The organism is Flammeovirga sp. SubArs3, from assembly GCF_947387565.1.
Lineage (GTDB): Bacteria > Bacteroidota > Bacteroidia > Cytophagales > Flammeovirgaceae > Flammeovirga > Flammeovirga agarivorans.
The window spans coordinates 107,313-134,118 of record NZ_CANDOA010000009.1 but is presented as its reverse complement, the minus strand read 5'-3'; the positions used below and the strand labels follow the sequence as shown (position 1 = coordinate 134,118).

The window sequence follows — 26,806 nt, the reverse complement described above, 5'->3', positions numbered from 1 at the left end:
ATGAGAAAAATTGAATTGGCAAACTATATAAAATTGGTCGATAGTTATGCTGAATTATTAGAATCAAGACCTTATGGAATGCGTTATAAAGCACTCTACAAAACAGTTCATGTATTGGTTTATTTTCTACCAATTATGAGTATTTGCTCAGGAGTCTGGTTTGTGAAATCAACATTTGATTTACTCTTTCAACCTATGGTTGCATTAATCACTTCGGGGATTGTGATATTGATTTGGGAGTATGCAAAGTCAGTGAGTATTTCGTCTTTGTTTCAATCCAAATACAGAAAAGAACCCATTGGTCTATTGGCAATATTAGCATTGCTATTTAGTATAGGAAGTATCTATTTTTCCTGTAAAGGAATTGATCAATGGTATGTTGAAGTAAAATTAGATACGACTGAAATAACCGCAAACTATGCATCTGAAAAGTATTCGTTGGATAGTATTGCTAATACAAGGAAAAGCTTCTATGAAATGAAGCTTCTACAATTGGATAAGGCAAGTAAGAAACGCTGGGGGCAGATGCTTTCAAAAGAGGAAAATCTAAGGGTTTTACAGTATGAAGATCGAATTAGACAAATTGATTTAAACCTTCAAAATGATAAAAAGAAGCTTGAAGACACCTATCAAACCAAGGTTAAGAAGCTAAGGAATGAAAGTAAAGAGCCTAGAATTATTTTGGTGATATTATTCCTTCTCATTGACTTAGGAATTGCATTCGGATATTGGTTTATCGTCTACTATCAATATCAATCTGTCAACGAACTTTCCACGCTTATTAAAATAAAGCCAGATTGGAAAACAGCCTTGACAACACTACATCAAGAACTACATGACCATGACATAAAATATGGAAATCATAACGATAAAGGCGGTTTGCCTAGTACCGACCCCATTTCTTCAATCAAAGAAAAAGAAGAAGCACTATTGTCAGCAATACATAGTGGATGCAGAGATATGAGGAAACTATGCAGTTTAGGGTTCAATCCCACTCAAGTTAAACAAGCTCTTAAGGAGCACATCTAATTTTATTAAAAATGGAAAACTTAACAGAAAAAGTGATAGCCCTCTATGAGGAAGGGCTGTCTTATCGCAAAATTGGGGCAGAAGTAGGTTTGTCTCACGGAAAAGTAGGAGAGATTATTAGAGGAAGAACCTCTCTACAAGGAAATTCTCCTATGGATGGAACAGAACATGAACAGATTAATGACGTTTTTGTTCCAACTGAAACACCTTCAAAGAAGATGAAGAAAAAGTCTAAGAAAGACAAGGAAGCGAAAGCCATGAAAAAACAAATGGCTAAGATGAAAAACGAATTACAGTTTTATAAAGAAGAGCTTGAAAAGAGCCAATCTAAAACGTATGAGTTAAATGGCGCCCTAGAGTTTCAAGAAAAAGAAGGACAACTTCAACAGGAAATAATAGGGCACTTTGAAGAAGTTTTAGCTATAGATGGAGTAAAGCTGTGCCATGAGGAAGTGTTGCATCTATTTAATGAATTTTGGGATTGGAAAACTGAAGTCTCAGAAGCACCAAAATTCTTTAAAGCATTCAAGGAAGAATATTTCCTTGTAGTCAAACTTTCGGATTACTTTGAGCAAGGACTAAGAAAATTTGACGAAAACAACTTATTGGAGGAGGTGAAATTTAACTTCTCACCAGAAGTAGTATCAGAAATCGAATCATTCATTTAAAACCTAAAAACAATGTTTAATCTAATATTAAAGCAGTATCATAATCAAGAAGAAGAATTCAACAATGAAGAGTCAATAGTGGATGTTGAAGCAGATCAAACGGAAATTATAGAGGACACTTCAGAAGAAGAAGAGTCAGAAGAATCACTTTCAGGAGGTTTCACAGATGATTATTACCGATTGATAGAGAAAAGAAGAAGTACAGAAATTTATATAAAATAGTACTAAGTAATTTCCCATTTTTAAAGCAGATTTTCAGCAAGGAGGTCTGCTTTTTTAATTTTACATAGTTAGTCTACATTGAAGTATACAGTGCAATGTAGACTAACTTTGATTTAAAAACTGTAAATACAGTTCAAAATTGAAGGTTTTGGATAGTTAGTATACAAAATATACATAGTATACACTACCTATTACATATAAGGTTCGCAAATTTTCCAAGCTTTATCTATTTCCTTAGAAGCATTTTCCAAATCTTTAGAAGCTTGATGTAGGTATTTAGATAATTGAACTCTATTTCTTTGAAAATCTGCATCCCCATCCATATTAATTTTTTTGCTTAAAGCATCAAGAAATAACGCTAAGGAGTCATAAGTCAAATCGCCTAATTCTTGAGAAAGTTGCTCTAATGTACCTTTGTAGCTTTTGAGTTCTGTTTCGTGTTTCATTGCTTTTATTAAAGTTTACGCTCTTTAACTAGAACTTAACATTTTATCTACTAATATTTTAGAACTATTCCATTTTTTTGGCTTTATACACCATCCATCATTATCGAATTTGAATTTAGTGGTTGTCGTTTTTCTTTGGGGGGTTTTAGAGAGATTAGTACCAACGCATACACCTCTAATTACTGGTGCATAATTTTTTTTGTAAACACGATTTATGGTACTGATAATATATTCAGCAAATAATTTACTTGCTAAATATTGTTTTTTAGCTTCATTTGGTCTGTCTCCATCTTTCATTTCACTAATTAAAATATAAGGCCTTCCCGATTTAGTTTCAAGAAAGATAATTGCATCGGCTTGTTTTCTTACTCCAGCTGTTAATTTAAAAAAAGGGAATATATCCCCTTGATTATTAACATCATATTTAAATATGGAAGTATTCGAACTTGTAGATAAAGAAAATGTAATTCCTTTTTCAATAATTTGTTGAAACTTAAAGTTATTATGAAGTACGTTGTCTAGTTCTGTTAAAAAGCCCATATAATAAAGTTAATCTAAACCATTTAATGCTGTTAAAAGCTCATCAGTTGTGTCATTCAATTCTTCTATAGTTCTATCTATTGAATCAATATCAAACCCTTCTGATGTTACCTCTAAAGGTTTAACTTTAGCCATAGTTTTTGTATCAAAATAGAAGTAATTTACTTTAATATCATTAGGTTTTATTTTTTCGTCTTCACCATAGCCATTTTCTTCTGCTATTTTTTTTACTTCTTCCTTTTCAGAGGATAGCATTATTAAATTATTAATTTCTCGAATGATATAATCACTATGAGTACTTACAGTAAGTTTTAAACCTGCATTGACTAACCTAACTAATATTTTTGCTATAGATCTTTGATGGTCAGGATGAAGATTCATTTCTGGTTCGTCAATTATTAACATGTCTCCTCTTTGAGCTAAATGCTTTAAATAGAAAACCATACCAGATAAACTTTTTATCAATGACGCAGATGATTGGATTGGAACTGCATTTTTTTTAGCTCCTTTATTAGATGTGAAAATTATTTCGTTTTCTTTAGTAATAACTACTTTTCCATCTAAAATATCTTTTTCTAGTTTTTCTGCAAAAGAAACATATTCAGTTTCAACCTTACTAAAATTGAATAAATCCTCAGACACGGTTAAACCATCTCTAACGGCCATTGGATAGCGAGTTAATCTTCTATTTAGTAAATCAAAAGGATTTTGACTCTCTTCATCTCCAAATAAATCTTGAATTTTATCTATTGTATCTTGTCTTTTAAGAGATAATTCTTTACTGAAGGTATAGATAGAGTTTCTCTCAACTGGTAAGAGGTACGTATTGAAATCAACGAATGTATCCCAATAAAATTCAATAATATTTCTCCCGACAGACTGATATAATGAATGTGATTCATTTTCATTTTTCAAATAAAGGCAAATTGATGAGTCACCCTCTTTTTTAAGAACTAGTATCTTATTGTTACTATCGATTGTTATTGAACCTTTATATTTTTCCTTAAACTTATCAACGAATGATTTATTTAGGGTAATATTTAATTCAGTTTTATCAAATAATCTTTCGACATCATGCTTACCAAGCCCAAATAAAGAATGGAAACTATTTTTTTTATAGTTATTTATTATTTGATTAATAATATCTGATACCATTTGGATATCAAAAGAAATTGTTTTCTTGAACTGTGGTATGAAATTGAAATTATCTTTGGTAGATAATCTTTCTATTTTATCTTTTACCTCTTGGCTTTCATTCTCTGGAACGAGAGATAAATTATTTGTTTTAAATAAAAGCTCACAACTAGAGTTATTGATATATGATTTAGGGTCTAATTTACCTAAGCCATATAGTAAATAAGAAATATAAGTTTTACCAGTTCCGTTAGGTCCACAAAAAAGATTTAATTTACTGTTTACACATATATTTGATTCTCTTTTTATTGCACCAAAATTATTTATGGTAAATTTCATCTTTTCTTTCTTTTTGTGTTTAAAATTTCTTTGTAAAATTAATCAAACTATTATAAAAACATAGTTCAAATTATCATTAAAAGTCAAACTAATTATTAATTGTTTTCCCTTTTTAGGTTGAAACTAAGACTTCATTGGTTTAATCATTTTTTCTATGTAACTAATGTCCTCGCTTGTTAAATTATATTTCTGATAAAGAATATTGTTAATTTCATCAATAGATTTATTCCAATCTATATCAGAATTTGATGTAAAATCTTGAATAGGAACCCATTGATATGAAGATTTAGTTGCATCTTGTGTCATTTTTCTTAAAGACACTAAGAATCTGAAAAATTTAGTTCGCAAATATTTTTCAAGTGAAATCGCCTTTTCTTCAGTGTCTAAGTAGAAAAATAAAAATGATTGAGTACAAACAGAAGGTGTTTTTACGGTCATAGGTTTTCCTAAAACGATATCGGGTATTTTTTTGCCTCCATCAGACCCTGCTTTAGGTATAAGAACTTTGTATGTATCTACTAAGTTAGGGCTTTTAAATATTTTTTCACGTTCAATCCACCCAACTCTTCTGTCTGCCTTTTTTATATAATATAATGGTATATATCCATTTATCTCATTTTTATTGAATCCATCAAAATTTGATGTCCATCCAAATTCTTTATCTACAGATAGAATAGTAGTTATTGAAGTACTATTTATAGATAGTACTTTATTTAATATTTTTACTGCTCTGCTATCGCGAACTAAAATATCAAAATCATCTAAATAACGCTCATGAGGACCAGATATGTCATTACCCCTGATTGTTGTAACTTTACATTTATCATTATGGTTATTATCCCATAGTAAATAACTAATACCTCCTTTTACTTCTACTCCTGGGAACACATAATTAGAATCTGGGTAATCTGTCAATTCTGAAATTTTTCTATCTTTTTCCATACTTTTTATAATCATCAGTTCCCCAAGTTATATTATTTTTTGAAGTATGGTCACGTAATAGGATCTCGAGAACACCAGGGTAATATTTAATTATATCATTTTCTAATATGTCTGCTCCAATATCCACTAATCTTTTTCTTTTATTTCCTTCCTTAATTTAATTCTTAACAAGAACACACAAGTTAATCATTAACATGTTAGAATTCACGAGTGTCATCATTAATACTTGACTTAATGTTTTAAAATTAGACTATATTTAGAGAAGCTAATAACAGTTGTGTTTTTTATATCAAATTATAAATAATGGGAAGAAAATATTTATATGTAACTTTTGAAATTACCTACACTGATGGTACAGTAAAAGAGAAGGAGGATGAATTTACTGGATCAAAAGCGGATGAAAAAGCTGACGATGCCATTAATGAAATGGAATTAGACTCTGAAATAGAAAGTGTGAAAATTATACGTACCTACTATCATGGTGACTGGTAAAGCCTATTCATGTGCTCAGCAAGTTGAGAAGTGTAATGATGATTAAAATAATGTTAAAATCAGATTTATTTTAGTACTTCAAAAGTTCGAAAAATCATATTTATCGTTTTTGTACACTATTTGTCCGCTCAAATTTTAAAAATAGCCTTAACACTATCAAAAACGTAGATTTTAGGGGTGTTGTTACTTTCTGTATCGGAAAATAATAGCATTCAAAAAATGTCTGATAGTTTACTATTTAAGAGTAATCTACCAGACATTTTATTGTTTTTTATATTCACTGTTAGCTTATTTCATATTATTTTGATTGAGTTTTATGATTTTAGATAATTGATATTTCCCTTGAAACAATTCCTTTTTAGGACCATAAAATCTAAAATATGGGAACCAACCTTCTCCAGCTTGTGTGGGTACATAATTTGATTCAGGAACATCTTTTGGTTTTGTCGGACCAAAGTATATATCACAAGAACCGTCTGCATTGAATTCTAATTTTTCGGTAGATGCTACTCCATATTTATCTACATTATCGATAAAAGTTGCATCATTATATTCGTAAGCTAATACAGACCAGAATTGATTAACAGGGCAATTTGCAGGTACTGTAAATTTATAAGTATGCTCCCCTTTTAGCTTATCTCCATTAGCATCCCTACTTGTTAAAAGGTACATTGTAGGAGGATTTGTCAGATTAAATTCTTCTGCTGATGAGAAAAAAGCAAAATAAGAACTTCCCCTATCATCTAATGCCATAGCACCAGATTCTACTACCCAATTAAATACCGTTTGATATGAAGTTGCTGGTGTAAGCACTGTCCAACCATTACCTAAATTAGCTTTTGGTGAGTTATCAAAATAGGTATCCTGAAGATATTCTTGAGCCTCTTTTGCAGCTACAGATAATATTTCTTTTTCTCTTTTAGAAGGTGTATATTCAACTCCTTTTTCGATCCCCATTCCTCTAAGCATCCCTAAGGCTACAGCATCTCTTTCTTCCAATTTATCTTCTTGGATAAAATCGGCAATCATTTCAAATAAAGACATATCAAAATGCACTACACCATCAATATATTTATTTGCCATATCAACATGTTTTGTAGGCTTAGGTTTTTCCACACTATATACCTTCATTTTCTTTGTGAAATTAATAGCAAGATTCATTGATTTTTCGCTATCATCAGGAATAATTGGTCTTAGAAGAGTGTATCCATTCTTTGTCTTTTGAGTCAACACATAATCAGCATCATATGTTTGTCCAGTATACCCCTCAGGAACAATCAGATATTTTGCACCTTTACCTTTATCTCTTCCTTTAGCTCCAACATCTGCAAGCGGTCTTTGCCAAACATCCATTAGAGCTCCCCATAATCCTACATTATTTTCTATTGCAGGAATTTCTATCATTACAGGACCATTTTCCAATGTCCAAAAAGACAAAATATATGGAGTTGTATTGTTCGGTGTAGTTACCGAAGCTTTGTAATCTTGAATTTCTGAGAAATAGGCCACATTATTAAAACCACATCCTTGATCTTTAAAACCATTTCTCATGGCTAAAGTATTCGTTAATGGCATGGCCCATACGGCAGTTTCTACACCTCTTCTGTAAAGCATCTTTTCTTGGGTTGTTAAATCCAAAGAATTATTTTGTGCAGTACCTTCAAGGGAAAAGTTTAATAATAGCATAGCTATAAAAACGGCTAAAATGGTATTCTTTTGACTCATTTATCTAGTGTTTAATTTGAATAACACTCTATCTAACGTCATTTGACAGTCATCGATTTTCTGATTTAGATCATAAATTTTTCGAATTAGACATACTTATTTTTTTGCTAATTCATGGGGATATTAATAATAAGTTCTCTAAAATTATATTGATTTTTCTAGGATTGATTTATCTTGAAATGAATATCAAATAAATTATTGGATAGGATGAATGAAATTAAACTTCAAACGGGTAATGCTTTATATATTTTTGAGTTACTTAAAAAAAAATTCAATGGTACAATAGAAAATAATGTATTAACTATTCAACACCCAAAGATCCAGCTCCAATTCGAACTTTTTGATAGTTTACTTGGTCTACAGATTATTCTCCATGATGTGATTTACAAAGAGGATATCACCTTTATTATTGATGGTAGTAATGAAAGCAACAAGATGTTGTATTTCCGTTTTGAAAATAAAGGAAATATCATTTTCAAAACACCTTTTGATGATATTCCTGCAGCAAAATTCGGACAAAGTATGAGTATGTTAGGAACACACTTACCAATAACTTTCAAAGGTAAGAAAGGGGTTCACAACCAATGGGTTTCTATAAGAATAAGTGAGGAATTCATTGAAACTAATACTGCTTTCCTTAGAGATAATTTCAAAAAAGTATTAGATATAAATAAAGATTGGGTCTTTTTTGAAATGGCACCACTTGAAGTATCCTTAAGATTAAAACATCTTTTTTCGTTTGATGAAAATGATTCTAAAATCTTAAAAAAAGGTGCTGTGCTTGGACAAAGTATAGAAATGATTAGTTATTTCGTAGATCTACTTTTGAATAGAGATGAACTCCAATCAATACGAGGATTACATAAAGAAGACATCGAAAGAATGTCTACCTTAAAAGAAGAACTAACTCAATTATTTGATAAAACCCCCACATTACCAATTTTAGCTCAAAAATATGCTGTTTCTGAGTCTAAGCTAAAAAGAGATTTCAATGCGGTCTTTGGTACAACAATACCTAGATTCCACTCAAACTATAAATTAGAAATAGCACATCAGCTATTGGTTACTTCTAATTATTCTATACTAGAGATATCCAGAAAACTTGGTTATTCATCTATTTCTAAATTTTCTGATGTATTCAAAAAGAAATTTGGTGTTCCCCCAAAAAAAATCTCAAAAAAATATAATAAAAAGTAGGGTTCAATAGATTAATATAGATATGTAATTTATGTTGAAGAGATTTATACATCATTTGAGCTAATCAATGAAAAAGTTGACATAATCAAGTAAAACACCTTTAGATGTATTTGGTATAATTAATAAATAGAGACTAGATAAGTCCCTTATTTTATAAAACTACACACTAATGTTAATGAAGCCTTTATTCTCATTTACTATTTCAATATTTTTTTTACTTGCTACTAATTCTTCTATTGATAGTCTGCGTTCTAAGCTTTCAATTGAGTATGAGAGTAATAAGAGGGGACTTATCCTAAAAGAAATAGCACAAGTGTATATTAAAAGTAACCTTACAGAGGCATTGAAATATGTTGATGAAGCGATATTATTGGTAAAAGAGGAAAGTCCGTCTGAACTTTTAGGAGAACTTTACCACCTAAAGGGGAATATCTATTTAAAGCAAGGGCTTTATAATCAAGCAAAAAAGAGCTACTTACAAGCAGAAAGTATATTTATACAAACTATTAGTAGAGAGCACTTATTTAAAGCAAAACTCAATCTTTGTATCATTTATCATATGGAAGAAAATTATGATTTTGCAGAAAGTGAGTTTATTAAACTTAAGTTTAAATTAACCAAAGAAGACATTCCAAATAAAAATAAATATCTCGCAACTATTTATCTTAATTTAGGAACTCTTTACTCAGATCAAGAAAGAAACGAAGAAGCAATTCAAGCTTATTATAAAGTGATAAATTATTGTGATAAGGATGAAAAACTATTGCATCTTAAAGGCAAAGCATTACATAATTTGAGTAATCAATATATATTACTTGATAGATTGAAAGATGCTCAACTGTCAGTTGAAAGATCATTAATGATAAAAAATCAGATTGATGATACAGAGGGAATCATTAATTCATTAAATATATTAGGGAATTTATATTTACAAATGAACCAACTTACTGATGCACAAGCAAACTACATGAAAGCTTTAGAACGAGCAAAACAGTTACAATCACCTATACTTTTACGAAATACCTACCAGAATATATATCTATTTTATAAAGAACAAAAAGATTATAAAAAGGCAAATGAATATTTATTGCTTCATAAAGAATTTTCTGATCAATTGCTGTTAAACGATTATGAAAAGAAAATAGATCAATTAGAAACTGAACATCAAATGACTTTGGCGCAACAAGAGTTGATGGATCAGAAGGAAGACCGGGAGTTGATTATCTATGGTTTAATATTGTTGTTTTTGATATTGCTTTTTACATCAATTATCGTTTTCAGAAATTCTAAATTGAGATTGAAAAATCAGAAAGGTGAAAACGATAAGATCTCCCTAGAAATGAAGCTTACTAAAGTAGAAGAAGAAAAGCTAAAGGAAAAGATTGCCTATAAAGATCGAGAACTTAAAACCAATATCATGCATCTGATGCAACAATACGAGACTATCAACGAGGTCTCCGAATTATTGATGAAAATACATGATAAGGTAGATGTGGAGATGAAAAAAGAGATCCGATCAATCGTATTTACCTTACAAAGCGAAACCAACAGAGATTTGTGGAAAGAACTGGAATTTAGATTCGAAAAAGTAAACGAGGAGTTTTACGAGAAACTAACCAATGCCTACCCTATTTTAACCCCTAATGATAAAAAAATGTGTGCCTACCTGTACTTAAATTTAAGTACAAAAGATATTTCGAATATTACCCATCAAAGTATAAAAACTATTGAAGTGGCACGTTTTCGTCTCAGGAAAAAACTTGATATGAATAAAAAAGATATTGATTTCCAGACTTTTTTTAGTAAGTTTTTTAAAGAAGAACTTGAAAATAATGAATATGTAAACATTTAATTGTCAATATTTTATTATTCATGTAGTAGTGTTGTAGTGGTAGTTTTGTATTATAATAAAGGTAGGTGAGTATTTGTATAAAGGCATAATTTGATGCACCCAAAGGCGTGAGCTTTATTATTGTTGAAATTTTTTTCGAGACAATTTTTCAAGCTATGAAAAACCAAGAGACAAAGGATTCTACTATCGAAAGAGAAGAGATTCTTCGACTCATAGCAGAACGAAAAAAGGAGATTGACGTTCTCAAGAGGGTTTATGAAAAATTATCCTCTTCATCCAATTCAATGATTAAAACAGACTCACGCAAATGAAAAAATTATCACTTTTTTCTTTACTGCTGCTTTTTTGTCTGATGATGGGACTCCACCCAAATCTACAAGCACAACAGCGGATCAACAACAACTATAGCTTCAATACAAAAGGAGAAGCTAAAGGAGTGGTTCGAATTAAATTCAGACCACAATCTATTCCTAAAATCGAACAACAAGTATCTGTACAACAATTAGGGCAACCGACTAAGTTAGGTTTAGCTGCTTTCGATGTGGTCAGTACTCAAGTAAATGCTCACGATCTAAAAAGAGTTTTTCCATATCATCCAAAATTCGAGGATAAACTTGTAAAGCACGGTTTACATTTATGGTATCAAATCGAAGTAGATCCACAAGCGGATATTCATCAAGTACTCTCTGCTTATAATTCGGTAGCCGAGGTCGACATTTCTGAAGCAATTTTAGAAAAAAAATTGATTGGGGGAGAAGCTGGAACATATGTTTTATCAAATGATGAAATCACAAACATTACGGCTAAATCTACTTCCATCCAATCGTTTGATGACCCTTTGTTAGCTGACCAATGGCATTATTTTAATGACGGAACCAACGGAAAATTAGCAACGGCAGGGATTTATCTAGATAAAGCATGGGAAGAAGTAACAGGAACATCAAATGTTATTGTTTCCATTCACGATGAAGGTATTGATGTTAAACACGAAGATTTGGTCAACAATATGTGGATCAATGAAGCAGAATTAAATGGAACACCTGGAGTTGACGATGATGGAAATGGATACATCGATGATGTATATGGTTTCAATTTCGCTACCAATAGTGGAGTGATCGACCCACAAACTCATGGAACACACGTTGCAGGTACAGTTGCAGCAACAAACAATAACGGCATTGGTGTCGCAGGTGTTGCTGGCGGATCGGGTAATAACGATGGTATTCGTTTAATGTCTTGTCAGATTCTAGGCGGACAATCTGCTGCCGATATTGCTCAATCGTATGTATATGCGGCCAATAATGGAGCTGTTATTTCTCAGAACTCATGGGGTTACAGAAATATCGATAGCTACGAGCAATCAGTACTGGATGCCATCGATTATTTTATCGAAGAGGCAGGCGATTATGAAGGTAGCCCAATGAAAGGTGGTATTGTCATTTTTGCTTCAGGTAACTCTAATGTTGACGCTAAAATGTACCCTGGATATTACGACAAGGTATTGGCAGTTTCATCAACAGGATCGGAGCGTAAGAAAGCAAGCTACTCTAACTTTGGTAGCTGGGTAGATATTTCAGCACCTGGTGGAGATCAAAATACATATGGAAATTCACACGGTGTTTTAAGTACTTTACCTTCGGATAACTATGGATATTTACAAGGAACATCAATGGCTTGTCCACATGTTTCTGGTGTGGCAGCACTTATCGTTTCCAAAATGGGAGGAGAAGATTTTACTCCAGATATTTTATGGAATCAACTAATTTATTCTGTTCAATCTTTAGAAGATGATAACCCAGATTACTTAGGTAAAATGGGTACGGGTTTAATTGATGCTTCTATCGCCATTAAAGAAAATAGTGGCATTGCTCCTAACAAAGTAACTGATATTGCATTGTATGCAATTTCAAATGATTTTGCTAAACTTCAATGGACAACACCTACTGATGAAGACGATACTAAACCAAGTAAGTATCTTATTCAAGTTTCAGAAGGAGCATTTGATGACGCCACAGCACAAAGGTTATTCGCCTTTACTTCTTTAGAAGCTGGTGAGGTAATGAACTACATGCTGGAAGACTTAAAAAGCGAAACAACGTATTCTATTGTAATTACTGTATATGATCGTTGGGGGAATGCCTCAGAGGCATCAGAAATATTCTCTCTAACAACGAATAATGGTCCATCTCTTGATTATCCCAAAGTAGATTTTGAATGGCAGAATGCTATTGAGATGTCGGGTAATATTAATGATGGAGAAACTGTAGAAACAGATTTTGTGATCAGTAACACCAACGATGCTTTACTGTATTGGGACATCCAAAAGAGACAAAAAGCATTTAGTGTTAAAACATGGTCGGCCATATCATTTGATAAGAAAGTGGTAAAAGGCGATCCTATTCAACAATTCGAAGCGGTACCATTCAGAGAAGTTTTCGAAGAAGAAAAGCCTAACGATAAACTTACTCCATTTAAAGAAGATTGGTTAGCTTATACAGATGCGATTTATGCAAGTTTCGTCATTGGAGAAGAAGATCTTTCTAAATCTCACACTACAGTAGCTGCCTACAGAGTAGAAAACGAAAACGGGTTTAACCTTACTTCATTAGATGTATTTACCAACGAGATTACTCATGGAGAAGTAACTGTAGAAGTTTACCACGGTCCTATTTTCTCTGAAGCCAAATTGGTACTATCGAAAAAGATCGAAGACAAAACTATTGGTCCAAAATATATTTATTTGGAGAATGGAGAATCGTATTATTTCCAACATAATGATGTGGTTTGGTTAAAGGTACATTATCCTAAAGGCAACCAATATCCATTTGGGGTGAGCGATGCCAATGACCATCCAGATGCAAGCCGTTATCAGTGGCTTTCTTTTGATGAAGGACAGACTTACCAAGTGATTGAAGATGCTATCGGAAAACCTAATTATTCTTTCACTCAAGGATTAGTTACTCGCCAAGAATATCAAGGAGACTATCTGACAATAACGCCGACAGAAGGAGAAATAAATGGTGAAGGTGAAGCAACAATTCATCTATCAGCAGATATTTCAAAACTTAAAAATGGTTCGGTGACTACTGCCCTTATCATTCAGTCTAACGACCAGAATAACCAAGGAGTGAGAGTGAATACTGTGATCAATGTAGATGGACATACACCTGCCCTCGTTGTTCCTGGAATAGTAGATTTTGGTGCCGTACAGATCGGTAGAGAAAAAGAAGTGATCGTAAAACTAAATAACTTTGGTTATGGTGTTTTTAAAGGAGGAATCACTTGGGAAGGTTTAGATGGAACAGCATTCGAATTGGTTTCAAGACCTTGGAATATTGCTCCAAGAGGAACACAAGATTTGGTGGTGAAATTTACCCCAACGGTAACAGGAAACATAAGTGGTATACTCACTATTACTGATCGTGATGGTCACTCTACTCAAGTGAACTTTACAGGTGTGGGTGAGGCTCCATCAGAAATTAATGTTACCCCACAAGAGCAGACATTGCATTTAGCCCACCATTCCTCTACTCAAAGCAGTATTACTATTGAAAATACAGGGAACTATCCTTTGTCTTTCAACATTCCAAAATATAGCGATAAAGCATCCGAGGCAGGACACAAGTTTGGTTATGCTTGGGAAATGAAAAAAGAAGGTTTTATCTGGGAAGAACTCGACGGAGCAGAAGGTGCTGTAGATGTATCCGAACAATTTAAGACCAATCCATTTTTAGATTATGTGGAAGTAGATTTAGGGTTCCAATTCCCTTTCTACGATACGCTAGTGACAAAAATGTACATGTCGCATATCGGTATGGTAGCGGTAGATGAGAAAGATCCAGTGAACGGATCGTTCGGACAGTTGTTAGGAAAAGACTTCACTTCCAACGGCTATTTTGCCATAATGTACGATTATTTCGACCTTTTAGTAGATAGTAAAATAATCTACAAAGTATTTGATGATCATGTGGTTTTTGAGTGGAAAAATGTTCATTCAAGAGTAACTTCTTTCCGTTCTGGAGATCCGATGACTTTCCAATTGGCATTGTATTATGATGGTCAGGCGCAAATGCGTTACCTCGATTTAAATTGGTCAAACAGTAATTCTATCGATCCATTTGTGGGTGTAGAAAGTCCAGACAAACAAGATGGTTTTTATATCTACGAATTTGTGATGGCTCCGGAATTGATCTTCCAAAACAATTATCAAAATGTATGGATTGATTTGAAGTATCCTGGTCCTCAGATTATCTCGAACTTATCAAAAACAAATGGTGTGGTTGGAGTTGGTCAGTCGTTGGATATCACTTTTGATGTTTCATCAGAAGGATTAGTCGATGGAGTGAACACTCAGAATATAGCTATCGAAAATAACGATCCTACTCAACCTTTGGCACATTTTACAGTACATGTTGATGTGAATGGAGGAGGTGAAGCAGTCATCAAAACCTCGAACAATAGCATTGACTTTGGTAGAGTATTAAAAGGTACCGAAAAGTATGATGTGATCACTTTCTTGAATGAAGGAAATAGTGATTTGGATATTGTTTCGGCTACTTTGATGGACGGATCAAAAGTGACTTTAGAGAAAACAACTTTCCCTTTAAAGGCAAGGTTGGGTACTACTGTAAAAGTATATCTTGATGCTTCTGAAATCGGTAAAATTCAAGACGAAATAACATTTAGCGATGAAAATGGAGAAACATATATTTTCGATTTATATGCTGAAATTGCACCATCACCAGCGATTGATATTGCTGATCTTTCGACTAAATCATTCAATTTAGATCATGGAGACAAAACATCGTTTACGATAGAAATATCTAATGTAGATGGCGATACCACTTTAAGAATGATTCCTTCTGGAACACATTGGTTGTATCAAAGTGAATTGGTCGAATCGATGAATCAAACCATTTTTGATTTTGATTATTTCATGAAGGACAATGCAGACCAATTACAAGGTGTAGACGATCATCAGGCTCCAACTTATCAATGGATTGATATCACTAAAATTGGCGGTAGAAAATTAGATTTTAGCTTTACTGATCTATGGGCTGCTGTTGAATTAGAACAGCCGGTAAAATTCTATGATAAAACGTACTCAAAAGTATGGGTGGGTTATCCTGGTATTATCACTTTTACAGAACCAACAGCTGAGGCCCCATTCTGGAATAGTGCTATTCCTAAAAAAGGTGGAATTGATAATTTTATTGCTCCTTTCTGGGGACTAACGGGCTATGATGGCTACGACGAACATCCTGATAAAGGAATGTGGTATTATGCCGATGAAGAGAAAACGATCATCAGTTTTGAACGTTGGGTTCATGCATTTGGCGAAGGAACAGGATCATATGTACATGCACAGGTGATTATCTTAAATGATGGTCGTATTAAAATGCAGTACAAAACGATTAACCAAGAGACCGTAGATCGTTGGAATAATTCAGTGGTTATTGGTATTGAAAACGAAGACGGTTCTCAAGGTGTTCAGGCAAGCTATTATACAAGTTATGTTACCGATGGTTTGGTATTGGAATATACTCCTGCTAGGGTAATTAATATTGCTGCGGGTGAATCAAAAACAATCGAATTTGAGGTAAATGCTGAAGAGCTTATTGCAGGGAATTATTATGCTGATCTTACTTTTGTAAACCATACACCATCGAAGGAAAACATCAGTTTACCAATTGAATTAACTGTAAATGGTCGTTCGGATATCATGTTCTCTGAAGATGTAATTGAATTAGGTGATATTGTTTACACACCTTGGATGAGTACTCATTATGAATTTACAATTGAAAACAACGGCACGGCACATCATCAGTTTACGAGTACGGATATTGAAGGTGCTGATAAAGTAGGTTTAGAGATTTATGGTTTATTAGAAGAAATCTTCCCATCGCCATGGCCTGCTATTCGTAGTTGGTATGCTTTTGCTTTGGTGGTTGATCCTTTCTATAAACCAACTTTTGCCAAAGTAGGAGAATCTACTCCAGCAAGGATTCATCTTCGTCCACAAGGACCTGGACAATTCGAGGAAACAGTTATTCTTAACAAAGCAGATGGTTCAACTCAGCAATTATTAGTGAAAGCCAACTTTGTTCTCCCTCCAAAATTTGATATGGATGAAGTAGGAACAATGGAAGTGTATGCTAAAAATACTGATCATAAAGAATCGAAATCTTTTACGATCAAGAATACAGAAGGTAATAACCCTCTAGAATTTGCTTTCCATTTGGATTATCAAAGAGTTGGGGAAACTTCTGTAGCTTTGAATGTGCCTTATAGCAATGTTGCTCCATCGAGCAAACCATTTATTTCTACATATACTTTGGTAGATGAAATCGATCAAAACGACTTCAACAATATATTGTATTATGGCGATTTTGATGCTGAAAATGTAAATCATATTGGTTTCGATGGTGCTCAGAAGTTAACTACAATTACCAAGTTTGTTTCTCCTTCAGAAGGTTTCGATTTATCACATATTGCCACTTGGTACAATCCTGTTGGCAACGACGAAAATGGTACAATTGAATTAACAGTGATGACAGGAACGGCTATAGAACCTGTCGTTATTTATCAAGAAGAACTTTCAGTAGAAGGCAATCAGAATGAAGATATAGGAGTTCAGCTTCTTCAATTAAAAGAGACAGTAGCACTACTACCAAATGAGACGTTCTACATCGGTTTGACGTACGATCAGAAAGCAGAATACCCTCAAGGGATGGTAGAATTGAATGAGAATATTCCTGCAACATTCTATATTCCTTTGAATAATCAGTGGTTCGATTTATCGACGGATGCCAACTTCCAGACATTGGGTTATAATGTGAAAGCATTAGCAAAAGATCCTATTGCTGGCACATGGTTCAGTTTAGATCAAACTGAAGGAGTGATCGAAATGGGTGAAGAATTGGAAATAAATGCCTATTTCGATGCTCAATACCATGTAGGTGAACACTCATTAAAAGTAGATGTGAGTATTACAACAAACGATCCTTCGATGATCGAAGAAGACGCTCAATTCACAGCTGTAATGTTGATCAACGAAGGTCCTCAAATTACAAATGGAGAAGGAGAGCTTAGCCTTCAGGAAAATTCAACGATGGTTTATTCTTATGTAGCAAAAAGTATGGATGGACATGCATTTACGCTTGCTGCAGAAGAGCTACCTGAGTGGGGTAACTTCGAGGTGAATGAGGACAGTATTCACATCACTTTATCTCCAACTTTTGAGGATGAGGGTGAATATATCTTTACCATTATTGCTGAAGATGAGTATGGGGTTCGTACAGAAAAAGCTGTTTCTACATCTGTACTCAACACCAATAGGGCTCCTTTATCAACGACTATTGATCCTATTGAAGTATCTATTTCTGAAGTGATCTACATAGATGCCAACGAATTATTTACGGATGAAGATCAAGATGTTTTGACTTTTGGTATTGCCGATAATAACGATGGTTCGATCTTAACAGGAGTAAACGATCAGGAATTTATTATTACTGGATTAAAAGAGGGAACATCAGAAGTAGCATTTATGGCTACAGACATTCACGGTGCATCTACTTTAATGGTAGTTGAAGTGACTGTAATTGCCAATCAAGAAGATGTGACCTCTATAGATGCTGATTTTGTAGCTTATGAATTAAGTAATTATCCAAACCCTGTAACATCGGAAACAACAATTACCTTCCGTATGCCTACATCGGGTACCGTTGATATCTTAATTCACAACGTTCAAGGTCAGTTAATAGATAACTTACAATTAGGTGGGTTAAATGCGGGACAACATCAATTAGAGTACAACACAGAGAAGCTTACTTCAGGCGTGTATTTATACACCCTAATTATAGATGGTAAACCTATAACATTTAATCGTTTAGTGAAATAAAAACCAAGGTTCTTTACCTAAACCCTAATCTGCTTTATGTGGATTAGGGTTTTTATATTGATTAGTAAAAAGAAAAATCAATATTTTACTCCTTTAAAATCATTAAAAATTCGAACAAAACTATTTTGTACTCTATTTGTCCGCTCATAATTCGGAAATAGCCTTAATACTATTAAAAACGTATATTTTAGGAGGTAGTAAGTTCTGTATCGGTAAGTAATTTACCATCAAAAATATATAAGGAAGAGGCTTTAGGGCCTCTTTTTTTGTTTACTACCCAAACTGATCCGTTAGAGTGGCACTTAATGAAGCAGGAAAAGCACCAATCAAAGTCCTTTTTAAAGCTAAACTAAAATCTGTTACTCATGGACATTTCCAATAGATAGTATCCATCTACGAGTTAGTATTCTTCTTTTTTTCTTATAATAATTCATCAATTAGTAATTATTACCCAAATACTTTCAGTCTTAAGTGAGAAGCAAAAACTATATTTTATTTATTGCGATGGTGTTGCAAAAATTAAGTTTATGAAAGAGAATCAAGGTATGCCCTCAAAGTCATCAAGAATATATTCCATTGATATATTGAGAGGATTAGTGATGTTATTTATGTTGTTAGATCATGTAAGAGAGCGATTCTTCTATCATGTACCAATATCAGATCCTATTGATATTCATGCGATAAGTTCGGAATTATTTTTCACAAGAATATTGGCTCATCTATGTGCTCCAGTATTTGTTTTTCTGACGGGTTTATCAGCTTGGTTATATGCACATCCTGAGGGAAAACCTGAAAGGTCTGCAAGTGGCTTTCTATTTAAAAGAGGACTTTTTATTATTCTAGTAGAGGTTACACTCATCAACTTTTCTTGGTTTGGGGAATATAAAATTCTCTTTTTACAGGTAATGTGGGCCATTGGAGTAAGTATGATCTGCCTTTCGGTATTAAGTAAGCTTCCTCATAGATGGATTGGTATTGTCGGTTTTATCATTGTTTTTGGCCATAATACACTGACCAATTTTATCTTATCACCGTATGAATGGGGTTTTACATTATGGACTATTTTATATCAGAGAGGATACATACTTTCAAGCGATCTTTTATCCATAAAAGCTTCTTACCCAGTTTTGCCGTGGATTGGAGTCATTTTGTTAGGCTATTTTACAGGACCCCTTTTTGGAGAGAAATTTACTAGCGAAAGAAGAATAAAAGCTCTTTTCCAAATCGGTCTAGGTAGTTTATTTTTACTTTGCTTATTAAGAGGATGGAATATTTATGGAGAGACATTGCCTTGGGAGCGACAAGAAACATTTATTCAATCGGTCATGTCATTTTTAAATTTTAAGAAGTATCCACCATCGTTAGACTTTCTGTTATTAACCATTGGATTAGGTATGTTTTTACTTCTCCTATTTGAAAGATTCCACAATAAATTTACTTCTATATTAAAGACCTTTGGTTCGGCTCCTATGTTTTTCTATATCATGCATTTATATGTACTTCTGTCTTTATATAAAATGTGTGTCTATCTTTTTGGTACAAACCAGGGAAACTACTTTGGATTGGATAGTCTCTGGCAAATCTGGTTGGTAACTATCGTTTTATCTGTTTTACTTTATTTTCCGACTAGAGCGTTTTCAAACTATAAGAAGAAAAGTCACTCTCGTTGGATAAAATATTTTTAAAGATTCTCATTCATCTAATTTTTCAAGGTCTCCTCGTTGTTATAAAAACGAGGAGACCTTGTTTATTCTAGACATAAATTATAGAGAGACAGATGTAGATTCAATCATTTCAATGACAAACTCATCTCTATTCTTTCTCACTTTAGGTAGTTTAGAATTTGTATCTTCATCAGATCTATACCCAATTGGAAGAATAACTACAGGTAAAAGGTTCTTCTTATCTAGACCTAACTTTTCTTGATAAGCTTGTGTGTCAAACCCCTCCATTGCACAAGAATCGATATGTAGTTCAGCAGCAGCCGTCATCACAGTACCAAGGGCTATATAAGCTTGTTTTGTGGCCCAGTCTTTTTTTGTCTTCTCATCCATTTGTGAAATATATCCAGACACAGATTGATGATACCCTTCCAGTGAGGAATAAGGCACATTTCTAACATCCATTGCTCTTTGAATGTATTGATCGATACTCTCTTTCCCAATTTCTGTTTCAATAGCAAAAACCAGTAAATGAGATGCATCTCCAACTTGTTGCTGATGATAAGAAAGAGGAACAAGTTCTTGTTGCAGTGCCTCATTTTGTATTACAATTATTTTGAATGGTTGTAACCCCATTGAAGTAGCAGTAAGATTTCCTGCTTCTAAAAGTGTTTCGATGTCTTGAGCATTTACTTTTTTAGAAGTATCAAACTTTCTTACAGCAGCTCTCCATTTTAAAGAATTAATAATAGCCATGATAAATAAATTAATAACATGTAAATATTTTACATGTAAAATAAATAATTAATAAAAAAGACCCATTAAGGTCAATGATGATAGAAGGTTGAAGCATTTAACTTCTAAGCCTATCCAGTAAATCACTGAATTGCTGTGCTTCTTCATCAGTAAATTTATGTAGAATGTCAAAGGGATCTTTGCTTTCGATAATATCAATCTGTTTCAAAAGCTCCAGTCCTTCATCTGTGATTTTAAGATATACAACTCTTCGATCTGTTTGACTTCTCTTTCTTATGATATAATTTTTTTCAATCAGCTTATTTGATAAACGTGTTGTATTGGGAGTTTTGTCTATTAATAATGCCTTCACATCATTCATATTCATCCAATCTTTATTTCCACGTAATATTCTCAATACATTATACTGTTGTGATGATATATTGAAAGGTTTTAAATAGTTCGTATTAATTGTTTCCAGCCATTTTGAAGTATAGATCAAGTTAGTCATAAAGCGGTGTTTATGATTTGCAAATTTCACTTTTAACTCTTGTTCTATTTTAGGCATTTGTACTAAACTATTTGAATAATTAATATCTATGAATCAAATGTAATAAATTTACTTTACATGTAAAATATTTTGATGTAAAATAAAATAATACTCTATTGACCATGCTGATTCTTATACTTTTGATTAATTTATAACCTACTTTGATAAATCTATAACCAATTCAATTGTGAATCATTAAATCAGATAGTATTGGAAAAAATCCCCAACATTCCGTTTAAAACTCAAAAAGCCCAAATGGGAATAGAATTGATCCCTTTAAACGATCTCATTCAACGTTTAAAAAATACTACAGACCATAACCCTTATAAACCACATAAGATTAACTTTTTTATGCTATATGTCATTACAAATGGTAATGGTACGCATCAGGTTGATTTAAATAAATATGAACTGAAAAGAGGTAGCGTATTAAAAATTGCGAAAGGACAGATTCATGCATTTACAGAGGACCAAGATTACAGCGGATATTGCATTGTACTCACTGAAGACTTTTTGTTGAGGTACTTTTCGGCATCATCAATCTATGCTATTTCTCATTTTTACAATTATCATATTTCTCCTCCACTTGTTAAAGATGTGCCTATTAATGATTTTTTTATAGAGCATTTTACAAAAGAGTTTAACCAAGGTAATAATTATTTGAAGCTAGATATACTGGCTAAAATATTAGAGATCTTTTTGTTGAGATTGGAAAGAAGTGTTCATAGTAAAACACCGTTAGAAGCAAATAAAAAACAGTTTATTCTGTTTTCTGAGTTTAAAGATTTAGTGGATCAAGAATATGCTAAAACTAGGAATGTAAAAGATTATGCAAAATTACTTTCAATTTCTACAAAACACCTAAACACTATTGTAAAGGAGTTTACAAAAAATACAGCGAAGTCATTTATTGATCAGTATGTGATATTAGAAATTAAAAGAACCTTATTGAGTTCTGATATATCTTTAAAAGAAGTAGCTTTTAAAGTAGGCTTTGATGAAATCACCAATTTCACGAAGTTTTTCAAGAAACATACAGGAATTACACCAAAAGACTATAAGTAGGTTTCAGATTTACCATTTTTTGAAATGGATTAACCTTTACATTTTTTATAATTGAATGGATCTTTGTTTAAAAAAGAAATTCCTATGAGTAACGTAAAATCTTGCCCTACCTGTGGTGGAGCATCGAAGGTAAAAGAAGTAGATGGTGTTGTGGAGTACGAATCACTACAAAATAGTGAGCTAGAGAAAAAGATTGTGCAATTGAAGAAAGCGATGATGAAATATAAAGAAAAGTCTGAAGCACTAGAAGCAGAACTGAAAGCACTGAAATCAAAATAAAAACCTTCAATTACCTAAAATGAACAATCGCCCTATCAATCCAATTCTTTACACTTTTTTTGCACTATTGATGCTTTTGGTAAGCAGTTGTCAAACATCAAAAGATAATGTTGACGATCAGAAAGCAGAGCATCCCAATATCACAAAATTGAAGGAGCAGTCTAAAGAGTTTCAACCTGAAATCATTCAATTAAATGAGCATGTATATGTTGCTGTCGGATACGATGGTTCTAATACATCGATGATAATAGGGAAAGATGGAATCATTATTATCGATGCTCTTCGAGCATTGGGAGCTGCTGAAATAGTGGCTAATAAGTTCAGAGAAATATCGGATAAACCTATCAAAGTATTAATCTATACACACGGTCACCAAGATCATACCGGTGGTGCTTCTGCATTTATTGGTGATACAAAAGGGGTAACGATTATTGCAAGAAATGGTTTTAAGGAAGAGCTACAGGAAAATTCACCAGTGAAACCCATTCTAAGAAAAAGGAATGCAAGACAATTTGGTAGGGACTTACCAGAAGAGGATATTATCAATAGAGGAGTCACTGCAGGAGTTACTTCTAATGATAGAGTGGGGAAGGGTTATATACAGCCCAATCTAACGTTTGACGATTCGTTGAAGGTAACTTATGCAGGAATAGATTTACATATTTATGCTGTAAATGGTGAAACTAATGATGGCTTGTATGTATGGACTCCTTCTCAGAAAACATTATTTGTTGGTGACAATTACTATCATGCTTTTCCAAATTTATATGCCATTCGAGGTTCTCAATATAGAGATGTACAAGCATGGGGGAAGGCCATAAAAGAGATGAATACTTTTCATGCAGACTATCTTGTTCCTGGACATACAAGACCATTAGCAGGTAGAGAAGCGATTTATAAAAACTTACATAATTATGGGGAGGCGATTCTGTTTGTTTTTAATAAGACAATCGAATGCATGAATAAGGGGTATTCATTAGAACAAACAGTAGAGCATGTCCAACTTCCTGACTCATTAAAAAATAGTCCAAATCTTCAGGAGTTTTATGGTAGTGTACCTTGGGGTGTTCGATCTATTTTTACCCATTATGTTGGGTGGTTTGATGGAAACCCTACCCGCTTATATCCTCTCTCATCTGTACAAGAAGCAAAGAACATAATAAATTTGGCTGGTGGAGAAAGTAAAATGTTAGAAGAATTAAACTTGGCAGTAAAGAAAGGAAATTACCAATGGGGATTACAACTTTCAGATTATCTACTGCAAGTAGCTTCTTCTAAAGAAAAGGTCACTTTACAAAAAATTGAATGTTTGAGAGGATTAGCAGCTCAACAGATTAATGCACCTGCCAGAAATTATTACCTATCGTATGCTAATGAATTAAAAAGGCAATTGTCTGAATAGAAAACTAGCTCAATATATTATCGAGCGTTTGGTTTACTTCAAGTTGCTTTGGACTTTATATAATAGTTTTTTCGATTCTATAAAGGTTGAGATTTGAAAAAATAGATTGGATTTAGAAATTTTTTTAAAAAGGTATAGGGTTTTTTATATCAGTTTGCCCTTCTAAGGTTGAACATTAATTCAACAAAAAACTGTATAAAAAATGAAAAGTTACTTTATCAATCTAAGAATATTTCTCATCACAATAACTTTATTATTTGCGAATCTTACCTATGCTCAAAATTCAAAATATTCTCAGGAAGAATTGGCTTTTATGCCTGCTTCATCATTATTAGAACTGTATAAGCAATTAGCGGTTTCACCTGTAGATGTTGTTGAAGCTCAAAAAGCACAATGGGAGAAAACGAATGGAGAGGTCAATGCAACGACATTTACCTATTGGGATAAAGCCTTAGCACAAGCAGAAATTGCAGAGCAACATTATAAAGATGGAACTTACAGATCATTGGAAGGAATTACAGTAGGTCTTAAAGATGAACATCATGATGTAGGAATGAGAGTGACACAAGGTTCGTTAGTACATAGAAATGATCCTCCAAAAGATTATGCAGATCCGGTAACACAAAAATTGAAAGATGCAGGTGCAATTTTTACTATTCAATGTACTGTTCCTGAATTATACCTTCACTTTTGTACAGACACTCGCGCTTGGGGAACTACACGTAACCCTTGGAATAATAAATATTCGGTAGGAGGTTCTTCAGGAGGTTCTGGTGCGGCTTTAGCTGCAGGATACTGTACAATTGCAACAGGTTCTGATATGGGAGGTTCTGTTCGTATTCCTTCTGCTTTTAATGGTGTTTACGGTTTAAAACCTTCTTTCGGAACTGTGCATACAGATTTACCAATGTCTTATTTCTCAGGTACAGGCCCAATGGCTAGAACTTTCGAAGATATGGCAATGATGTATAATGTAATTGCTGGTCCGACACCTTACTCACCAAACGTAATGGCACACCAACCACTTCCTACTAATTATGAGTCTTTAGAAGGCGTAAAAGTAGCTTATGTTTTAGGATTAGGAATATTAGAGCCAACTAACGAGGTGAAAACTGCCATGAATAATGCAATTGAGGCTTTAAAGAAAAGTGGAGCTCAAGTCGATATTATTGAAATTGATTTTGGTATGGATGCGAAAGAATTACTGACTAATTTCAAGAAAATGGCCTTTGCAGGACCAATGGGAGGACAAATGTCTGTCTATGAAACGTATCAAGATTCATTGACGAAATACGCGTCTAACTTCGTGGATGCAGCAGCGAATGCCGGTTATAATGGAAAAGACTTAGCAGAAGTGGAGTTACTAATCAAAAAGATGTATCATCTATTAGCAGAGGCTACTTTTGAAAACGGTTATGAAGCTGTTATTTTACCAACGCTACCAACAAGTCATATTCCTGCTGATTTTGATCTTGTAGATGGAACAGTGGAAGAAGATGGTAGAGTTTTCCCTGGTATTGTTGGTGGTGCCTACACTATTCCTTTCAACCTTTTAAACTACTGCCCTGTAGCAAGTGTACCGGTTGGGTTGAGCTCACAAAATATGCCTATAGGAATGCAGATCGTAGGTAAACCTTATGATACAGAAAGTGTTTTTAAAGTAGCGTATAACTACAGTCAAAAAGGAATTAAATTATTTGAGGGCAATAATACCCCATCAAAAAAAGTGTCGAAATAATAATATCAGATTAATAGAGTAATAAAATATAAGCTAGGCTGTTTCATTCATGAGTGATGGAACAGCCTAGCTTTTTATTTATTCTGTGATGGTAATATTAGCCGTATCGGAACTATAAGCAGAAAAATAACCTAATGCATTATTTGACCAATTCGATAATGGATTACCTGGTGCAGCAGAACCTCCGCTTGGCCCACCGCCAGAACTAATAATATCATCAAGTGAATTAAAGTAATCATAAGAAGGCTCATCAAAATGGATTAGTTGAAGGTGAATCACATCTCCCAGTTCGAAAGTTTTTGATCGTACTGGAACCTTCACTTGGTTACCATTTGTCTTGCTATCATCAAATACCTGAAGGTCTTTACTTGTATTTTGATAAATACCATTTAGACTATGTGTAATTCTATAGAAGTTGGAGTAGGCTGCAGGGTCAGTGTATTTGATATATACGATATATCCCGCTTCTCTTGGGCCAAAACCTTCTTCATATTCATAGTAGATACTATCAATAGCAATCTTTTCAATTAGAGTAGTGGATGCCGTATAGACTGTTCCATCAACATCCACTTCAAGCGCAAATTCAGTATCCACTTTTGCATCTAAAGGAAATTTGTATTCCCCCTCTCCAACATGTGGAATATCCTTTATTTGATCATCATACTTGAGTGTAATTACAGCGTTTTCTATTTTTTCTGAAGGTGTATTATCAAAGTAAGGGGCAGTTCGAGATACTTTCACAGTGAAATCATGCTCTCCTTCTAAAATCACCGCTTCAATAACCACCTGAGGTGTTGCATCGTTTAGCTCAACATCAATAACTTTTTCACAGGATGTACTCCAAAGTAAAAAAGAGAGCAGTATAAGGTTTATATATTTCATGAGGTCTA

The 26,806-nt window shown here is 33.4% G+C and carries 20 protein-coding genes; 12 read left to right on the top strand and 8 right to left on the bottom strand.

The genetic code is table 11. From position 1 onward, the window contains the following. The 3 genes from QL232_RS21810 to QL232_RS21800 are packed head-to-tail and all read left to right on the top strand — an operon-like array spanning position 1 to position 1,919. Positions 1-1,029: a hypothetical protein gene (locus QL232_RS21810; RefSeq protein WP_281615769.1), complete on the top strand. Its 1,029-nt coding sequence runs from the start codon at positions 1-3 to the stop codon at positions 1,027-1,029. A gap of 11 nt (positions 1,030-1,040) precedes the next feature. After that, positions 1,041-1,697 carry a hypothetical protein gene (locus QL232_RS21805; RefSeq protein ID WP_281615768.1) on the top strand — a complete coding sequence of 219 codons (657 nt, stop codon included), beginning with the start codon at positions 1,041-1,043 and terminating at the stop codon, positions 1,695-1,697. A 12-nt stretch (positions 1,698-1,709) separates the two neighbouring features. Next, positions 1,710-1,919, top strand: a complete 210-nt coding sequence (locus QL232_RS21800) for a hypothetical protein (RefSeq protein WP_281615767.1) — start codon at positions 1,710-1,712, stop codon at positions 1,917-1,919. Positions 1,920-2,110: 191 nt separating this feature from the next. Here QL232_RS21800 and QL232_RS21795 read toward each other — a convergent pair whose 3' ends face one another. The 4 genes from QL232_RS21795 to QL232_RS21780 all read right to left on the bottom strand — a co-directional run bounded on the left by QL232_RS21795 (position 2,111) and on the right by QL232_RS21780 (position 5,320). After that, positions 2,111-2,365 carry a hypothetical protein gene (locus QL232_RS21795; protein WP_281615766.1) on the bottom strand — a complete coding sequence of 85 codons (255 nt, stop codon included), beginning with the start codon at positions 2,363-2,365 and terminating at the stop codon, positions 2,111-2,113. A 24-nt stretch (positions 2,366-2,389) separates the two neighbouring features. Beyond that, positions 2,390-2,905 (bottom strand): hypothetical protein, encoded by a 516-nt coding sequence (locus QL232_RS21790; RefSeq protein WP_281615765.1) that lies wholly within the window; start codon positions 2,903-2,905, stop codon positions 2,390-2,392. Between the two features lie 9 nt (positions 2,906-2,914). Beyond that, entirely contained in the window at positions 2,915-4,378 is a 1,464-nt protein-coding gene (locus QL232_RS21785; protein ID WP_281615764.1) for an AAA family ATPase, read from the bottom strand. Positions 4,379-4,501: 123 nt separating this feature from the next. Then, positions 4,502-5,320, bottom strand: coding sequence for an Eco57I restriction-modification methylase domain-containing protein (locus QL232_RS21780; protein WP_281615763.1), 819 nt, complete (start codon positions 5,318-5,320; stop codon positions 4,502-4,504). Between the two features lie 303 nt (positions 5,321-5,623). On the opposite strand from QL232_RS21780, the gene QL232_RS21775 reads away from it, so the two are divergent. Continuing rightward, positions 5,624-5,812: a hypothetical protein gene (locus tag QL232_RS21775; protein ID WP_281615762.1), complete on the top strand. Its 189-nt coding sequence runs from the start codon at positions 5,624-5,626 to the stop codon at positions 5,810-5,812. A gap of 288 nt (positions 5,813-6,100) precedes the next feature. Here the strand turns inward: QL232_RS21775 and QL232_RS21770 are convergent, their stop codons facing one another. Then, positions 6,101-7,537: a DUF1214 domain-containing protein gene (locus QL232_RS21770; protein ID WP_281615761.1), complete on the bottom strand. Its 1,437-nt coding sequence runs from the start codon at positions 7,535-7,537 to the stop codon at positions 6,101-6,103. Between the two features lie 207 nt (positions 7,538-7,744). Here QL232_RS21770 and QL232_RS21765 point away from each other — a divergent pair, with 207 nt between their 5' ends. The 4 genes from QL232_RS21765 (at position 7,745) to QL232_RS21750 (ending at position 20,171) form a co-directional block, all read left to right on the top strand. Next, positions 7,745-8,734, top strand: coding sequence for an AraC family transcriptional regulator (locus QL232_RS21765; RefSeq protein WP_281615760.1), 990 nt, complete (start codon positions 7,745-7,747; stop codon positions 8,732-8,734). Between the two features lie 175 nt (positions 8,735-8,909). Continuing rightward, a complete protein-coding gene (locus tag QL232_RS21760) occupies positions 8,910-10,586 on the top strand; it encodes a tetratricopeptide repeat protein (RefSeq protein ID WP_281615759.1) in 1,677 nt (558 codons plus the stop codon). 307 nt (positions 10,587-10,893) lie between these two features. Next, the gene (locus QL232_RS21755) at positions 10,894-18,486 is read left to right on the top strand and encodes a S8 family serine peptidase (protein WP_281615758.1); all 7,593 of its coding nucleotides are present in this window, start codon (positions 10,894-10,896) and stop codon (positions 18,484-18,486) included. A 527-nt stretch (positions 18,487-19,013) separates the two neighbouring features. Further along, positions 19,014-20,171, top strand: coding sequence for a heparan-alpha-glucosaminide N-acetyltransferase domain-containing protein (locus QL232_RS21750; RefSeq protein WP_281615757.1), 1,158 nt, complete (start codon positions 19,014-19,016; stop codon positions 20,169-20,171). Positions 20,172-20,249: 78 nt separating this feature from the next. Here QL232_RS21750 and QL232_RS21745 read toward each other — a convergent pair whose 3' ends face one another. Both QL232_RS21745 and QL232_RS21740 read right to left on the bottom strand, forming a co-directional pair. After that, on the bottom strand, positions 20,250-20,903 hold the full coding sequence (locus tag QL232_RS21745) for an NAD(P)H-dependent oxidoreductase (RefSeq protein ID WP_281615756.1): 654 nt from the start codon (positions 20,901-20,903) through the stop codon (positions 20,250-20,252). Positions 20,904-21,000: 97 nt separating this feature from the next. Next, positions 21,001-21,450, bottom strand: coding sequence for a MarR family transcriptional regulator (locus QL232_RS21740; RefSeq protein ID WP_168885188.1), 450 nt, complete (start codon positions 21,448-21,450; stop codon positions 21,001-21,003). Between the two features lie 237 nt (positions 21,451-21,687). Between QL232_RS21740 and QL232_RS21735 the strand changes: the two genes are divergently transcribed. From QL232_RS21735 to QL232_RS21720, 4 genes are all read left to right on the top strand, one after another. Next, positions 21,688-22,497, top strand: coding sequence for a helix-turn-helix transcriptional regulator (locus QL232_RS21735; RefSeq protein WP_281615755.1), 810 nt, complete (start codon positions 21,688-21,690; stop codon positions 22,495-22,497). A gap of 84 nt (positions 22,498-22,581) precedes the next feature. After that, positions 22,582-22,776, top strand: coding sequence for a hypothetical protein (locus QL232_RS21730; RefSeq protein WP_281615754.1), 195 nt, complete (start codon positions 22,582-22,584; stop codon positions 22,774-22,776). Between the two features lie 19 nt (positions 22,777-22,795). After that, positions 22,796-24,178 carry an alkyl/aryl-sulfatase gene (locus QL232_RS21725; protein ID WP_281615753.1) on the top strand — a complete coding sequence of 461 codons (1,383 nt, stop codon included), beginning with the start codon at positions 22,796-22,798 and terminating at the stop codon, positions 24,176-24,178. A gap of 202 nt (positions 24,179-24,380) precedes the next feature. Continuing rightward, on the top strand, positions 24,381-25,916 hold the full coding sequence (locus tag QL232_RS21720; protein ID WP_281615752.1) for an amidase: 1,536 nt from the start codon (positions 24,381-24,383) through the stop codon (positions 25,914-25,916). Positions 25,917-25,994: 78 nt separating this feature from the next. Here the strand turns inward: QL232_RS21720 and QL232_RS21715 are convergent, their stop codons facing one another. After that, positions 25,995-26,798, bottom strand: a complete 804-nt coding sequence (locus QL232_RS21715) for a DUF4249 family protein (protein ID WP_281615751.1) — start codon at positions 26,796-26,798, stop codon at positions 25,995-25,997. Positions 26,799-26,806: the final 8 nt, after the last annotated feature.

Excerpts from the sequence above, each read along its gene's own strand:
- QL232_RS21765 (WP_281615760.1), top strand. The coding sequence starts at position 7,745 with ATGAATGAAATTAAACTTCAAACGGGTAATGCTTTATATATTTTTGAG.
- QL232_RS21780 (WP_281615763.1), bottom strand. The coding sequence starts at position 5,320 with ATGGAAAAAGATAGAAAAATTTCAGAATTGACAGATTACCCAGATTCT.
- QL232_RS21775 (WP_281615762.1), top strand. The coding sequence starts at position 5,624 with ATGGGAAGAAAATATTTATATGTAACTTTTGAAATTACCTACACTGAT.
- QL232_RS21770 (WP_281615761.1), bottom strand. The coding sequence starts at position 7,537 with ATGAGTCAAAAGAATACCATTTTAGCCGTTTTTATAGCTATGCTATTA.
- QL232_RS21760 (WP_281615759.1), top strand. The coding sequence starts at position 8,910 with ATGAAGCCTTTATTCTCATTTACTATTTCAATATTTTTTTTACTTGCT.
- QL232_RS21730 (WP_281615754.1), top strand. The coding sequence starts at position 22,582 with ATGAGTAACGTAAAATCTTGCCCTACCTGTGGTGGAGCATCGAAGGTA.
- QL232_RS21800 (WP_281615767.1), top strand. The coding sequence starts at position 1,710 with ATGTTTAATCTAATATTAAAGCAGTATCATAATCAAGAAGAAGAATTC.
- QL232_RS21725 (WP_281615753.1), top strand. The coding sequence starts at position 22,796 with ATGAACAATCGCCCTATCAATCCAATTCTTTACACTTTTTTTGCACTA.
- QL232_RS21805 (WP_281615768.1), top strand. The coding sequence starts at position 1,041 with ATGGAAAACTTAACAGAAAAAGTGATAGCCCTCTATGAGGAAGGGCTG.
- QL232_RS21810 (WP_281615769.1), top strand. The coding sequence starts at position 1 with ATGAGAAAAATTGAATTGGCAAACTATATAAAATTGGTCGATAGTTAT.
- QL232_RS21745 (WP_281615756.1), bottom strand. The coding sequence starts at position 20,903 with ATGGCTATTATTAATTCTTTAAAATGGAGAGCTGCTGTAAGAAAGTTT.
- QL232_RS21755 (WP_281615758.1), top strand. The coding sequence starts at position 10,894 with ATGAAAAAATTATCACTTTTTTCTTTACTGCTGCTTTTTTGTCTGATG.
- QL232_RS21735 (WP_281615755.1), top strand. The coding sequence starts at position 21,688 with ATGGGAATAGAATTGATCCCTTTAAACGATCTCATTCAACGTTTAAAA.
- QL232_RS21790 (WP_281615765.1), bottom strand. The coding sequence starts at position 2,905 with ATGGGCTTTTTAACAGAACTAGACAACGTACTTCATAATAACTTTAAG.
- QL232_RS21740 (WP_168885188.1), bottom strand. The coding sequence starts at position 21,450 with ATGCCTAAAATAGAACAAGAGTTAAAAGTGAAATTTGCAAATCATAAA.
- QL232_RS21785 (WP_281615764.1), bottom strand. The coding sequence starts at position 4,378 with ATGAAATTTACCATAAATAATTTTGGTGCAATAAAAAGAGAATCAAAT.
- QL232_RS21795 (WP_281615766.1), bottom strand. The coding sequence starts at position 2,365 with ATGAAACACGAAACAGAACTCAAAAGCTACAAAGGTACATTAGAGCAA.
- QL232_RS21720 (WP_281615752.1), top strand. The coding sequence starts at position 24,381 with ATGAAAAGTTACTTTATCAATCTAAGAATATTTCTCATCACAATAACT.
- QL232_RS21750 (WP_281615757.1), top strand. The coding sequence starts at position 19,014 with ATGAAAGAGAATCAAGGTATGCCCTCAAAGTCATCAAGAATATATTCC.
- QL232_RS21715 (WP_281615751.1), bottom strand. The coding sequence starts at position 26,798 with ATGAAATATATAAACCTTATACTGCTCTCTTTTTTACTTTGGAGTACA.